General features: G+C 59.8%; 10 protein-coding genes. 4 read left to right on the top strand and 6 right to left on the bottom strand.

From position 1 onward, the window contains the following. Positions 1-19 precede the first annotated feature (19 nt). The 3 genes from dnaB (at position 20) to ACQKEK_RS06180 (ending at position 4,971) form a co-directional block, all read left to right on the top strand. Entirely contained in the window at positions 20-1,414 is a 1,395-nt protein-coding gene (gene dnaB, locus ACQKEK_RS06190; RefSeq protein WP_102836991.1) for a replicative DNA helicase, read from the top strand. A gap of 81 nt (positions 1,415-1,495) precedes the next feature. Beyond that, positions 1,496-2,575, top strand: a complete 1,080-nt coding sequence (gene alr / locus ACQKEK_RS06185; RefSeq protein WP_499141613.1) for an alanine racemase — start codon at positions 1,496-1,498, stop codon at positions 2,573-2,575. A gap of 110 nt (positions 2,576-2,685) precedes the next feature. Then, positions 2,686-4,971, top strand: a complete 2,286-nt coding sequence (locus tag ACQKEK_RS06180) for a YgiQ family radical SAM protein (protein WP_499141611.1) — start codon at positions 2,686-2,688, stop codon at positions 4,969-4,971. 49 nt (positions 4,972-5,020) lie between these two features. Here the strand turns inward: ACQKEK_RS06180 and ACQKEK_RS06175 are convergent, their stop codons facing one another. Both ACQKEK_RS06175 and ACQKEK_RS06170 read right to left on the bottom strand, forming a co-directional pair. After that, complete coding sequence (locus ACQKEK_RS06175) at positions 5,021-5,800, bottom strand: methyl-accepting chemotaxis protein (protein WP_234463435.1); 780 nt, start codon at positions 5,798-5,800, stop codon at positions 5,021-5,023. A 1,232-nt stretch (positions 5,801-7,032) separates the two neighbouring features. Continuing rightward, positions 7,033-8,646, bottom strand: coding sequence for a response regulator (locus tag ACQKEK_RS06170; RefSeq protein WP_216707182.1), 1,614 nt, complete (start codon positions 8,644-8,646; stop codon positions 7,033-7,035). Between the two features lie 217 nt (positions 8,647-8,863). On the opposite strand from ACQKEK_RS06170, the gene ACQKEK_RS06165 reads away from it, so the two are divergent. Next, the gene (locus ACQKEK_RS06165) at positions 8,864-9,919 is read left to right on the top strand and encodes a DUF2333 family protein (RefSeq protein WP_499141609.1); all 1,056 of its coding nucleotides are present in this window, start codon (positions 8,864-8,866) and stop codon (positions 9,917-9,919) included. A gap of 39 nt (positions 9,920-9,958) precedes the next feature. Here ACQKEK_RS06165 and ACQKEK_RS06160 read toward each other — a convergent pair whose 3' ends face one another. The 4 genes from ACQKEK_RS06160 to ACQKEK_RS06145 all read right to left on the bottom strand — a co-directional run bounded on the left by ACQKEK_RS06160 (position 9,959) and on the right by ACQKEK_RS06145 (position 14,293). Then, positions 9,959-11,299, bottom strand: coding sequence for a sigma-54-dependent transcriptional regulator (locus ACQKEK_RS06160; RefSeq protein ID WP_499142215.1), 1,341 nt, complete (start codon positions 11,297-11,299; stop codon positions 9,959-9,961). A 107-nt stretch (positions 11,300-11,406) separates the two neighbouring features. Then, positions 11,407-12,999 carry a sensor histidine kinase gene (locus ACQKEK_RS06155; protein WP_499141607.1) on the bottom strand — a complete coding sequence of 531 codons (1,593 nt, stop codon included), beginning with the start codon at positions 12,997-12,999 and terminating at the stop codon, positions 11,407-11,409. Next, a complete protein-coding gene (locus ACQKEK_RS06150; protein WP_128120140.1) occupies positions 12,989-13,225 on the bottom strand; it encodes a PP0621 family protein in 237 nt (78 codons plus the stop codon). The genes ACQKEK_RS06155 and ACQKEK_RS06150 overlap by 11 nt, the downstream gene beginning before the upstream one ends. Positions 13,226-13,285: 60 nt before the next feature. Then, positions 13,286-14,293: an outer membrane protein assembly factor BamD gene (locus tag ACQKEK_RS06145; RefSeq protein WP_128120139.1), complete on the bottom strand. Its 1,008-nt coding sequence runs from the start codon at positions 14,291-14,293 to the stop codon at positions 13,286-13,288. Positions 14,294-14,469: the final 176 nt, after the last annotated feature.

Below are 14,469 nucleotides of genomic sequence, written 5' to 3'. Positions count from 1 at the left end.
GCCAAGAATTTCGAGTGCCATGAACGACATCAGTGTGCCCCAGCAGTACGATCTGGAAACCGCAGCGCTCAAGGTGCCGCCACATTCCATCGAGGCCGAACAGGCCGTGCTGGGCGGCCTGATGCTGGACAACAACGCGTGGGAGCGCGTGCTGGATCAGGTCTCAGATGGCGATTTTTACCGCCATGATCACCGGCTTATCTTCCGGGCGATCTTTACTCTCGCCGAGCGCAACTCCCCATTCGATGTAGTGACGCTCTCCGAGCAGCTGGATAAAGAAGGTCATCTGCCGCAGGTCGGCGGGCTGGCCTATCTGGGTGAGCTCGCAAAAAACACCCCATCGGTTGCGAATATCAAGGCATACGCGCAGATCATTCGTGAGCGCGCTACGTTGCGTCAGTTGATCGGCATCAGTAACGACATTGCCGACAGCGCTTATGCGCCGCAGGGGCGCACGGGAGATGAAATCCTCGACGAAGCCGAGCGGATGATTTTCCAGATCGCCGAAGCGCGCCCCAATACAGGTGGGCCGATAGGGATCAACGATATTCTGGTCAAGGCCATCGACCGGATTGACTCGCTGTTCAACGCGGGCGAGGACATTACCGGCCTGTCAACCGGCTTTGCCGATCTGGACGAGGCGACTAGCGGCCTGCAGCCGGCTGACCTGATCATCGTGGCCGGTCGTCCTTCCATGGGCAAGACCACATTCGCGATGAACTTGGTGGAGAACGCAGCCTTGCGCTCCGACAAGGCGATCCTGGTCTTCTCGCTGGAAATGCCTGCCGACTCCATTGTGATTCGTATGCTGGCCTCCCTTGGCCGGATCGATCAGACCAAGGTGCGGACCGGTAAGCTCAGCGACGACGATTGGCCGCGCCTGACCTCGGCGGTCAATCTGCTCAACGACCGTAAATTGTTCATCGACGATACTGCCGGTATCTCGCCTTCGGAAATGCGCGCGCGTACGCGACGTCTAGCTCGAGAGCATGGCGAAATCGGCATGATCATGGTCGACTACCTGCAGTTGATGCAGATTCCTGGCTCCAGTGGCGACAACCGAACCAATGAGATTTCCGAGATCTCCCGGTCGCTGAAAGGCCTAGCCAAGGAATTCAATTGCCCGGTTATCGCACTCTCCCAGCTCAACCGCTCGCTTGAGCAGCGCCCCAACAAGCGCCCGATCAATTCGGACCTTCGTGAATCTGGTGCTATCGAGCAGGACGCCGACATCATCATGTTCGTCTACCGGGACGAGGTGTATCACCCCGAAACGGAATACAAGGGCGTCGCCGAGATCATCATCGGCAAGCAGCGTAACGGTCCGATTGGGACCACGCGTCTGGCGTTCCTTGGTAAATACTCTCGCTTCGAAAACCTGGCGCCGGGCAGTTACCAGTTCGACGATGAATAACCGGTAGATGCCGCACCCGCTTGCGGGCCTGACAGAAACCGCCGGACAATAACGGCTCACTTCTGTCCTGAAGGGCTTTCCATGCGTCCCCTGGTTGCAACGGTCGATCTTGCCGCGCTTCGTCACAACTATCAGCTAGCCAAACAGTGCGCTCCAGGGCGTAAGGCTTTCGCTGTGGTCAAGGCTAATGCTTACGGGCATGGTTCGCCCGCGGCAGTTGAGTGCCTACGCGATTTGGCGGACGGGTTCGCCGTGGCGTCGCTGGAAGAGGCGGAGCAGGTTCGATCGGTCGATTCGAACGCGAGGCTGTTGTTACTCGAAGGCTGCTTCGAGCCGAACGAATATGTCGCAGCGGCCGAGCTTGGGTTGGACGTCGCCGTTCAAGGAGAAGCTCAGCTGGACGCGCTGCTGGCTGCACCTATCGAGCGGCCGTTGAGTCTGTGGCTGAAGCTTGACTCCGGTATGCACCGCTTAGGTTTCAGCGCCGATGCGTTGCGCCGCGCCCATGCTCGCCTGCAAGGTGCGACGCAGGTTGCAGAACTCAACTTGATGAGCCATTTCGCCTGCGCCGATGAGCGGGGCAATTCACTCAACGAGGCGCAACTGGAGCAATTCACTGGTCTGCTGGATCTCGAATTCGACAACCGCTCATTCGCCAACTCCGCCGCAGTTCTGACCATGTCTGCTGCACACATGGATTGGCTGCGCCCCGGGATCATGCTGTACGGTGCTTCGCCATTCGCCGAGTTGAGCGCTAAGACCCTGGGGCTGAAGCCGGTAATGACGCTGACGGCTTCGATCATCGCGATCCGCGAGGTTCCCTCGGGCGAAAGTGTCGGCTACGGTGCCAGTTGGGTTGCCCAGCGTCCTTCGCGTATCGCCACGGTTAGTTGTGGTTATGCTGATGGGTATCCGCGTACGGCGCCGCCCGGGACGTGCGTGGCGATCCGTGGCCAGCGTGCTCCGCTGGCTGGTCGGGTCTCGATGGACATGCTTGCGGTCGACATTACCGATCTGCCGCCGGCGGGCCTTGGCGACGCAGTGGAGTTATGGGGCAACGAGATCCCTATCGACGAGCTGGCGCAGGCCTGCGGCACCATCGGCTACGAGCTGCTGACCAAGGTTACCCAGCGCGTGCCGCGGCGTTATATCAACGGCTAGGCGCCGTTTCGCTTGCGCAGCATCAGCAAAAGCCGACTAATCTGGTCGGCCTTCCTGATCATTTTTTGTGCTATATTCCGCGCCCGTTTTCGTTGCCCCGGTTTCTAGCCATGCACGCAGCCAAGCCCCTTTTTGACTATCCCAAGTACTGGGCCGAGTGTTTCGGCCCGGCGCCGTTCCTGCCGATGAGCAGGGAGGAGATGGATCAGCTCGGCTGGGACTCATGCGATGTCATCATCGTGACCGGGGACGCTTACGTCGACCACCCGTCGTTTGGCATGGCCATCATCGGGCGCCTGCTGGAAGCCCAGGGATTTCGCGTTGGCATCATTAGCCAGCCAAACTGGCAGAGCAAAGACGACTTCATGAAGCTCGGTCAGCCGAATCTGTTTTTTGGCATCGCTGCCGGCAACATGGATTCGATGATCAACCGCTACACGGCTGATCGCAAGGTGCGCTCGGACGACGCCTACACCCCGGGCGGCCAGGCCGGAAAGCGCCCTGATCGGGCAAGCCTGGTCTACAGCCAGCGCTGCAAGGAAGCCTACACTGACACTCCAGTCGTGCTCGGCGGTATCGAAGCATCGTTGCGCCGCATCGCCCACTATGACTACTGGCAGGACAAGGTGCGCCGCTCGATCCTGATGGACGCCACGGCTGACATCCTGCTGTATGGCAACGCCGAGCGGGCTATCGTCGAAGTGGCGCAACGCCTTGCGCGTGGTGAGACAGTTGAGCAAATCACCGATGTTCGCGGTACTGCATTCGTTCGGCGTGACGCGCCTGAGGGCTGGTTCGAGATCGACTCCACCCGTATCGATCGTCCGGGCAAGGTCGACAAGATCATCAACCCCTATGTGAATACGCAAGATTTGCAGGCCTGCGCCATCGAGCAGGAGAAGGGGCCAGTTGAGGATCCGAACGAGGCGAAGGTCGTCCAGCTTCTGCCCAGTCCAAAGATCGAACGTGACCGAACCGTGATCCGCCTGCCGTCGTTCGAGAAGGTTCGTAACGACCCTGCGCTATATGCCCACGCCAATCGGGTGCTGCATTTGGAAACCAATCCAGGCAACGCTCGCGCTCTGGTGCAGCGTCACGGCGATCATGACATCTGGCTGAACCCGCCGCCGATCCCCTTGACCACCGATGAGATGGACTACGTATTCGCATCGCCGTATGCGCGCGTGCCGCATCCCGCCTATGGCGGCGAGAAGATCCCTGCTTACGACATGATTCGCTTCTCGGTGAACATCATGCGTGGTTGCTTCGGTGGCTGTACCTTCTGTTCCATTACTGAGCACGAAGGCCGGATCATCCAAAACCGCTCGCACGAGTCGATCCTGCACGAGATCGAAGAGATGAAGAAGCTGCCGGGCTTCACCGGCGTGGTATCGGACCTTGGTGGGCCGACCGCCAATATGTACCGCATCGCCTGCAAGAGCCCTGAAATCGAGCAGCATTGCCGCAAGCCATCCTGCGTCTATCCGGGCATCTGCGAGAACCTCAACACCGACCACAGCTCCTTGATCGAGTTGTACCGCAAAGCGCGTGCGTTGCCTGGTGTGAAGAAAATCCTGATCGCATCCGGGCTGCGTTACGACCTGGCTGTCGAGTCGCCGGAATATGTGAAAGAGCTGGTCACCCACCACGTCGGCGGCTATCTGAAAATCGCGCCTGAGCATACCGAGCGCGGTCCGCTGGACAAGATGATGAAGCCGGGGATCGGCAGCTATGACAAGTTCAAGCGGATGTTCGACAAATATTCGAAGGAGGCGGGCAAGGAGCAGTACCTGATTCCGTACTTCATCGCTGCGCACCCTGGCACCACTGACGAGGACATGATGAACCTCGCGCTGTGGCTGAAAGCCAATGGTTTCCGCGCCGATCAGGTTCAGGCTTTCTATCCGTCACCCATGGCGAGCGCCACGGCGATGTACCACAGCGGCAAGAACCCGCTGCGCAAGGTCACCTACAAGAGCGAAGGCGTGCCCATCGTCAAAAGTGAGGAACAGCGTCGTCTTCACAAGGCTTTTCTGCGCTATCACGACCCGAAGGGCTGGCCGATGCTGCGCGAAGCCTTGCAGCGGATGGGGCGCGGCGATCTGATCGGTAGCGGTAAGAATCAGCTTATCCCGGCACACCAACCTGCGACCGAAGGCTATCAGAGCGCTCGTCGCAAGAATTCGACCCCGGTGGGCAGCAAGAAGGCCGGGCAGGGCGGCAAGATTCTCACTCAGCACAACGGTTTGCCTCCGCGCAGCCACGATGGCAATGCATGGGACAAGCGTGAAGAGGCCAAGGCGGCAGCCGAAGCGCGGCGCAAGGCTGCGGCCGGTGGCGGTAAGCCTAGCGGAAAGGGACGTAAGCCTTCCCAGCGTCCGGCCGCCCCTCGTTGAGCCATGACTGGCGCCCATCTGTGGCGCCAGAGTTTCTATACGACTGCGTTCAGCCTTTGAACGCCAGTGTCGCCTGGTTCAGCTCGCTGGCCAGGTGCAGCATCTGTTCACTCTGCTCACGGCCACGGCTGATATGCGTCAGGTTGCTATCGCCGAGCTGATGAATACGTTCGCTGTGGCCACGGATTTCGCTGACCGCTTCGCTCTGCTGGGCGGTGGCTAGCGCGATCTGTGCGGCCATCTGCTCAATGGAGCCGATGGTGACCACAATCTGATTCAGCGCCGAATCCGCCGTCTCGGCCAGCTGGGCCGTCTCTTCCGCATGATTGACCTGGATGCGCATGGCTTGGACCGATTGATGTGCAGCGGTCTGCAAGCTCCCGATCAATAGCTGGATTTCCTCAGTGGCACCACTGGTGCGTTGCGCCAGGGTACGTACCTCGTCAGCTACGACGGCAAAGCCACGCCCCTGTTCGCCAGCTCTTGCCGCCTCGATCGCTGCATTCAGAGCAAGCAGGTTGGTCTGCTCTGCGATCGAGCGAATGACGGTCAGTACCTTGCCAATCGTTCCGGTTTCGTCAGCCAGGCGTTCGATGGCCAAGGCGTTGCTTTGCACTTCGCTAACCAGACCGTGCAGTCCGGTCAGGCTTCTGCCGATGACCTGCTGTCCCTGGGTTACGGCGTGGCCCGCAGCGCGGCCGGCCTCGGCCGTCTGATCTGCGCTGGTAGCGACATCCTGGATGGTGGCTTCCAGTTCGCCCAGCGCGTCCCGGATCTGCGCGGTGTCGCTGCTCTGGCGGCTGGCGCCTTGGTGCAGATCATTGCTCATTTCCGCGAGGCTCCGACTATTGCCGGTCACCTCTTGTGCATGTTGGCGCAGCGTGCCGACAAGCGTGAGCAGGTAGCTGCGTAGCTGGTTGAGCGACGTGCCGATTTCGACCAGCTCAGGTGTTTTGGAGCGAATATCGATAGGTTTTTCGAAATCGCCGCCGGCCCAGGCGGAGAGCGCCGGGGCCAGTTGCCCAAGCGAGCGTGTGAGTTGGCGCTGCAAACGATCAATGGCAAGTGCCACCAATAGAATCAACGCGATGATGGTGCCCTGAATCAGCCGTACTTCTGCTTGGATACGGCCATGTTCTGCGCGGATCTCTGGCTCCAGGTCGTCGAGTGCCATTTGTAGGGATGCGACTTTCTGCTCTGTGCTGTCCATCAGTTTCAGGCGTTGCTCGATCAGTCCGCGTGTGCGTTGCAGTTCTCCCGGATATCGTTTCAGGAGGCTGGAGAGGTCGCGCTTGAAGGCGATGCCTTGGTCTTCAGCTGTCTGCGCTGGGGCTTGCTCGTCGAGGTCCAAGAGCGCAGCGAAAGTGCTTGCGCCGGATTTTTGCTCACTCGCAACGCCGAGCAGCGGTAGGGCTTGCAGCGTTTGCGCTTCCTTCGTTATTGCGTGCAGCGCTTGCTCTACCTCGGCCGCCAACTCGTCGTTGCCGCTGGCCGTCAGCTTGACTCTCGCGTGGCTGAGGCGAAGCAGTTGTCGACTTGCTTCGAACAATGGCTGTTGATAAAGACTGACGGCTTCATGCCGACCTTGCGCGGCATAGCGATGCAGCTGCTCCAGTACGCCTGCTATCTCACGCTCGGCCTGGAGTAGCAGACCTTGAGGATCTCCTGCCAGCTTGCCTGCGGCGAGCAGCTCAGTAGCAGCGAACTGGTGGAGCTGTTCCAGGCTCGGCTGTAGACGATTGGCGAACGGGCCGGGCAGGGCGCTCACATCTGCTGCAAGCCCCTCTAGCTCAGTCAGGGCGGCCTTGTGTCGTAGGGCGTCGCCACTGCTTAGGTAGTCCTGGATATTGTCGGCGACCTGATGCTGAAAACGCTGGGAAAGGCTCAGGTACTGACCCATCAGCTGGTACGGACGCTCCAGCGCACGCTCCGACCACCAAAGCGTTGCGCCGAGGGCAAAGCAAATGGCGACGAGCAGCAAGGTATTCAGGGTGGTAAGGGACTTCAGGCGCATCCTGGCCTCCGGGGATTCTGGAGGCTAGAAGATATGGCTGTTTGATGTCAGTTCTGTGACGGCCGGAACTTGTCCACTCGGTTTCGTCCAGCATGTTTAGCGTTGTATAGCGCTTCGTCTGCCTGCTGAGTCAGGGATTTGATGTCCGCGCTTGGGGTGAGCTCGGCAATGCCGCAGCTAAAGGTGCAGGCCAGATCGACTGGCTGCGCCGGGTAGCGGATTTCGGAGAAGCGTTCGCGTATTTCGTCCAGCACCTTCGCGGCGTTCTGCACCGTGGTGTCGGGCATGACCACCGCAAACTCTTCACCACCATAGCGGCCGATGTGGTCGGTCTTGCGCAGGCGTTGCTTGAGAAACAGGGCGAGGCTCTTGATTACCCGGTCTCCCATTGGATGGCCATAGGTGTCGTTGACCTTCTTGAAATGATCGATATCGATCATCGCGAAGCACAACGGTTGCCCGTCGCGGCGGGCACGTGAGCTGGCATCTTCGAGCAGTTGAAGGCTGTGCGTATGGTTGTAAAGGCCGGTCAGGCTGTCTCGGACAATCCTGGCTTTCAAGCTGCGGGCCCTCTCAGCGCGGGTGCGAACCGTGGCAATAAGGTGGCTGGGTTTGATTGGTTTGGTCAGGAAATCATCGCCGCCTTCGTTCATGGCGTCGAGCTGCTTGTCGAGGTCGTCTTCGGCCGAGAGATAAATGATGGGTACGCTGACGTAGCGCTCATGCTGCCGGATCACCTTGGCCAGTTCAGTACCCATGCACTCGGGCATGTACATGTCGAGGATGATCAGATCCGGCTGGAATTCGGCGAGGTAAGTGATCGCCTGAATCGGCTCATTGAGCGTCTGCGTGATGATCCCCGCGTTGTTCAATACCCTTTCGGTGTGTGTCGCCTGGGCTCGCGAGTCGTCGATGATCAGGACGCGGAAGGGCTCGTAATGCGCGGTGCGGGTGAAGATTTCGATTTTTTCCAGAAGGCACGACGCATCGATGGTGCCTGTGAAGAACTCCAGCCCTCCGGCGCGCACGGCCGCCAGTCGCATCGGTGTATCGGTTTCCTGATGGCTGAAAAAAATCAGCGGCAGCTTTTCTTCCAGACCTTGCTGAATTCGCTCGGCAAGGCGCAGGCCTTCACCGGGCCCATTGAAATCGACGTCCATGACGATCGCGGCCGGGTGCCGCTCATGCATCGCTGCGCGGAATTCGCCGTCACTGGCGAAGGCCTGCGCATTCATGCTGAAGAATTCCAGCTGGCGAACCACATGTTGGGCGCGTTGGTGGTCTTCCAGTGCGATGTAGACGGGTTTGCTCAACGGCGGTACGTAGGCAGATTGCCCGCGCGGATCACCATGGCGAAGGCCCGTGCGTGCAAGACGGTAGACCAGCTGGCTGAGAGTGGCGATGGTGTCGCTAGACAGTCGTCCGCGATTGTCGCTGATATCGCCCAGGCAATCTTCGATGCCAAGCGCGAGAAGTCGATGTTCAGTTTGCTCGAAGCGCTCGGCGAATTTTCGCAAACGCTGGTTGGCATCCGCCAGCGCAGACCGGCAAGTGTCATTCCATTCGCTGCGTTGCAGTTGCTGCCAGACTTCGAGAACCTCACGAGCCTGGTGGATGACCCGTTGTGCGAAGTGCTGTTTGAGTTCTTCCTGGTCCGACATGTCCGGTTCCCTGGCCCGCTGCGGCAGTGCTCTCTGAGGCCACTGTAGTGGCTCAATGCTACCACCTATCTGCCCTTTGAGAGCGTGCCGGATAGCCGGTCTGGTTCTCATTATGAGGCTTGCTGTCGACCGGCTGCGTTATAGTGGTTCACATGCCGCACGCTCTGCGTGACCGGCGATCGAATCTTTGAATTTATGACGAGAAGGACAGACGCCCATGTTGGATTGGAAGAATCGCTTCGGCCGCCTCGGCTTATCGGGAAATTCAGCCAGAGCGGACGGGACGACTCGCAATCCGCTACTGCTGGGGATCGTCCTGTTGATCGGCCTCTATTTACTGATAGCCCTCTTGGTCGGGTGGTACTGGAGCTCCGAACCTGACCGGTTCCCGGTACAGCAGCACGTCCGGCAAGCCGCTGATGCTTCGCAGCAGCAGATTGTTAATGGCTACACAACGGTCGAAACCCTTAAACAGGTCGCGGGCACCTTGCTCGACAAGCCAGGCGGCTATCTGAGCAACGACATCGCGCCCCCCGGCATTTGGCTGGACAATATGCCAAGCTGGGAATACGGCGTGCTGGTTCAGGTCCGCGACCTCAGTCGCGCGCTGCGCAAGGATTTCGCGCGTTCCCAATCCCAGTCGACTGAAGACCCGGATCTGTCCAAAGCCGAACCGCTGTTCAACTTTGACAATCGCAGCTGGGCTCTGCCCGCCAGCGAATCGGAATACCGCAACGGTATTCGTTACCTCAACCGTTACCTGGCGCGTTTGAGCGACCCGGCCGCCAACGCGCAGTTCTACTCGCGTGCTGACAACCTGAATAACTGGCTTGGTGATGTGGGGACCCGGTTGGGGTCGCTGTCTCAGCGTTTGTCGGCCAGCGTTGGTCGTGTTCGTTTGGACGGGCAGCTGGCGCCGGAGCTTGGGGGCGAAGGCGTCAGGCAAGTGGTTGAGGAAGAGCGTGTCGAGACGTCCTGGATGCAGATCGATAACGTGTTCTACGAGGCGCGAGGACAAGCGTGGGCGTTGTCGCATCTATTGCGCGCCATTGAAGTGGACTTTGCCGACGTGTTGGCGAAAAAGAATGCGGCGATCAGCGTCAGGCAGATCATCCGCGAGCTGGAGGCCGCGCAGGAACCGTTGTGGAGCCCAATGGTGCTAAACGGCAGCGGTTATGGGGTGCTCGCGAACCATTCGTTGGTAATGGCGAATTACATTTCACGAGCCAACGCGGCGATTATCGACCTGCGTAACCTGCTGTCGCAGGGGTGACGGGCGCTCCGCGACCTTTCGGGGTCGCGGTTTGTATGCTCAGTCCAGCCCCAGCTTTTTCAGTCGATACCGCATGGAGCGGAACGACAGCCCCAGCCGTTGGGCGGCGGCGGTGCGATTCCAACGGGTTTCCTCTAGCGCCTGCATGATCAGTTTGCGCTCGACCTCTTCGAGGTGGTCTTCAAGATTGTCGATCTGTGCCAGGCTTGCTTCGCCATTCTCCGGCATGCCTGGTGCATCGGAAAGCCGCAGGTCGCTGGGTTTGATTTCTTCGCCTTCACAGAGTGTGTAGGCACGCTCAAGCATATTCTCCAGCTCGCGCACGTTGCCGGGAAAGCGATAACTCTGCAGTTTTGCCAGCGCATCGGGTTGCAGCCGGGCAGGCGTGTCGCCGCATTCCTGGGCGAGGCGGCGAAGCATCACCTCGGCCAGCAGGGCAATATCCTCGCGGCGCTCGCGCAGGGGCGGCACACGTAATTCGATGACGTTCAGCCGATAGTAAAGGTCCTGCCGAAAGCGTCCCGCGGCGACTTCGCTTGCCAAGTCCTTGTGGGTGGCGCAAAGAATCCGCACATCGACCACGACTTCCTTGGCGCCGCCAACGGAGCGCACGGCTTTCTCCTGGATCGCCCGCAGCAGTTTCACTTGCATCGGCAGCGGCAGATCTGCGACTTCGTCGAGAAACAAGGTGCCGCCATTGGCCGCCTGGAACAGCCCGGGCTTGTCTTCTATCGCCCCGGTAAAGCTGCCCTTCTTATGCCCGAAGAATTCGCTTTCCATCAGCTCCGACGGAATCGCCCCGCAGTTGACCGGAACGAATGGCCGTTCGTGACGAGGGCCTTGCTCATGGATCAATCGCGCGACCAACTCCTTGCCGCTGCCGGATTCGCCACTGATGTATACCGGTGCCTGGCTGCGCGCCAGTTTCCCTATCTGTTTGCGCAGCACATTCATCGGCGGCGAGGCGCCGAGTAAGCGGCTGTCGACTGACAGCTCGTTGGGGTTCGGCGTGCGCAGCCGCAGCGCGGTATTGACCAGTTCGCGCAGCCGACCGAGATCCACCGGTTTGGTTAGAAAGTCGAAGGCCCCGGCCTTGAGCGCCCCGATGGCGGTATCGAGACTCCCATAGGCGGTGATCATCGCCACCGGCAGTTGCGGGTACTGCTGCTGAATGAACTGCACCAGCTCCAAACCGCATCCGTCAGGCAGCCGCATATCGGTCAAGCACAGATCGTAGTGCTCGCGTGCCAGGCACTCCTTGGCTTCCTTGAGGTTGCGGGCGCTGCGGGTGTCCAGCTTCATGCGTCCGAGGGTGATCTCCAGGAGCTCACGGATATCGGGTTCGTCATCGATGATCAGTGCTTTCTGGCGAACGGTCATGGTCTCGGTCTTCGACATGGTAGTGCGGGTCCGCAATGTTAACGCTACATGACCTAGGTTGTACCGCGGCCGTGGCCGATGTGTGACCCGTTGCCTTCTCGGCGGGCTCAGCTCAGCTTGCGCGGATGCGCAAAGATGATACGAAAGCAGCTGCCTCCCTCGTCTCGTTCACGGTAATCCAGCCGCGCTTGATTGCTTTCACAGAGCTCGCGAGAGATATAAAGCCCCAGCCCCGTGCCCTTGTTCTCGGTAGTGAAGAACGGCTCGAAGATATTCTGGACCTGCTCGGCCGGCACGCCTGCACCATCGTCGAGTACCTCCAGTACGGGGAGGTCGCTCGTCTCGTCTCGGAAGAGTTTCAGCCATACCTGTGCTTGGTCATGTTTCTGGCCACTATAGCGCAGGCCGTTCTGCACCAGATTGGTTAGCACTTGAATCAGTTGATTCGGGTCCATACGGGTCTGCAGTGAGCTGCCCAGCGTCTCCACATGGACATTGTGCTGAGGCGGTAGCGTCTGGCGAAATTCGCTGGCGAATCGATGCACCCAATACTTGAGGTCCAGCAATTGAGGCTCGGCCTGGCGTCGGCGCGACAGCTGCAGCACGTTCTCGATGACCAGGTTCATGCGCCGCGAGTGATCTTGGATGATCTGTGTCAGTCGTAAATCCGCAGCGTCCAGCACCTCTGACTCCTGCAGCAATTGCGCGGCGTGGCTGATAGCGCCGAGCGGGTTGCGGATTTCGTGGGCGATACTGGCGGTCAGTCGGCCAAGCGACGCGAGTTTTAACTGCTGGGCCTTCTGTGCGATCTGCGAGATGTCTTCCAAAAACACCAGCGTGTCCTGTTTGACGCCATGCTGAAGCGTAGCGAAGCTTGGCTGCAGCGTAGCGCCGTCAGGCGTGGCTTTGAAGTTGCGCGGCCGCAGGGTCGGATTGTCACGCCAGCGTTGCAGGCCCTTGATGATTTCCGGGCAGCGCGGCGCTAGTCGTTCGCCAGTCAGTGACTGTTGGCCGAGCAGCTCGAGAGCGCCCTGATTGGCAAGCAGCACACGTTCCTGAGGATCGAGGACAAGGATTCCGGTGCGCATGCGCTGCAGAATCTGGGCGTTCAAGGCTTCGAGGTTTGCGACCTCTTCGGCGCGCTGGCGGGCAAGGGTTTCGCTGACTTGTAGCCGCCTGGTAAGGCCCTGCACCAATAGTGCGGCGGCGAAGCACAGTGTGCCAAGTGCGGCAGCCTGGACGTACTGACTGCTTGCCGCGCTGTCGCTTAGGCTGAGGTAGAACGTCAGATAGATAAGGCCGGTTGCGGCGACTGCGGCGATGAAAAAGCCGACGCGGCCGTGCAGCAGGATGTTCGCGATGGCGACCGCTACGATCAGCAGGTTACCGATGCCACTTGGCGTACCGCCCGCGAAGTAGAACAGTGCGGCCAGCAGGGTGACGTCCAGTAATGCGAGCACCAGTACCGGCAGTTCTCGCTTGGGGTTCTGCAGCAAGACGGCTGCGAAGATGTTGAGAATCAGGTAGAGCCAGGCGCCGTAGTAGAACGCCTTGGGATTGGTCATGCGCATCAAATCGTTGTGCAGGTCGCTGCTAATGAGCAGAACCAACACCAAGCCGATTACGACGCGATAGAGATGATAGAGCCGAAGGATTCGTCGGCCCTTGTAACCGAAAAACGTCAGGCGTTCAGTTCCCACCCGACTTGTTGTCCTGTTCCAGATGCGCCTGGCTGCAATACCACCGATCATGGCTCTGCAGTGCCCGCTCACGTGGCAGATGCACGCCGCATTGAACACAGCGAACTGTCATGACCGTGGTCTGTTGCGGTTTGCCTGAGGCGGCAGGCTTGCTGGTCAGGCGACGCCAGAGCCAGAACGCCGCTGCAATCAGGATGATCCAGAACAACAGTCGAAACAGGCCCATATATCTACTTCCTGGCTAAGCCGTGCGGGCCTGCCGTTCTGGCAGGCTGCGGTTGGGTACTCAGTCGAACAGGCCGAAGGTCAGATAGCTCCACCAGGAGCGGTCTTCGCTTTGCTCTTCCTTTGCAGCTTCGGTTTCCGCTTCTCTCAATACTGGGCGCAGTTCGTCCGGGAGATCCTGGGCAGCATTCTCATACTGACGCACCACGTCGCGGTTAGATTGCGAGCGGTCCGGGGCTTTATTCTCGGTATCGATCAGGCCGAGTGTGGCGCGGGACAGCCAGCTGCGGTTGTCGGCCTCTTCCTGGCGAGGCACGAACTCACCCTCTTCCAGGCTGGGGTGTTGCGGGTAGTTGAGCTTGAGCGTTTCCAGGCTGGTGCTGGCGAGCTCCTCGAGGCCAAGGCGCTGATAGGCTTCGGTCATGACGGCCAGGCCATCGCCGACTGCGGGCGTGCCTTGGAAGTTTTCCACTACATAGCGCCCGCGATTGGCAGCGGCCACGTAGGCCTGGCGGCGCAGGTAATAGTCAGCGACATGGATCTCGTTCGCCGCCAACAAGTTACGCAGATAGACCATCCGTGCCTTGGCATCTGGGGAGTAGCGGCTGTTCGGGAAGCGAGTGGTCAGCTGAGCGAACTCGTTGAAGGAATCGCGTGCAGCGCCGGGGTCTCGCTTGGTCATGTCCAGCGGCAGAAAGCGCGCCAGCAGACCGCGATCCTGGTCGAAGGAGGCCAGGCCCTTCAGGTAGTAGGCGTAGTCGACACTTGGGTGCTGCGGATGCAGGCGGATAAAGCGTTCAGCCGATGAGCGAGCGGCTTCCGGCTCGGTGTTGCGGTAATAGGCATAGATCAACTCGAGCTGTGCCTGTTCGGCGAAGCGGCCGAAGGGGTAGCGGGACTCGAGAGCCTTCAGCTTGTTGATCGCACTGGTAAAGCTTTTGTTGTCCAGGTCGGCCTGTGCCTGCCGGTACAGTTCCGCTTCGCCGAGGTTTTCACTGATGGTTTCGTTGGACGAACAGGCAGCGGTAAGGGCGAAAATGGCGATCAGCAGCAGGTGTTTCACTTGCATGGCGGCTTGCGTCCCTGTGACGGCTGGCTGTCTTGCGCTGAGCCGTCCTGTTATGATGGGCGCCCCGGCTGACCGGGACAAAGACGCCGTATTTAAACACAAGCGTGCTGCTGAAACCAAAGGCTGCACCCGCGTCGCTGTCGAGGGGCTGCTCAGACTCAGGATCTGCCCATAGG

This window comes from Pseudomonas sp. NPDC077408 (assembly GCF_050269105.1).
GTDB lineage: Bacteria > Pseudomonadota > Gammaproteobacteria > Pseudomonadales > Pseudomonadaceae > Stutzerimonas.
This window is presented reverse-complemented; position numbering and strand designations above follow the sequence as displayed.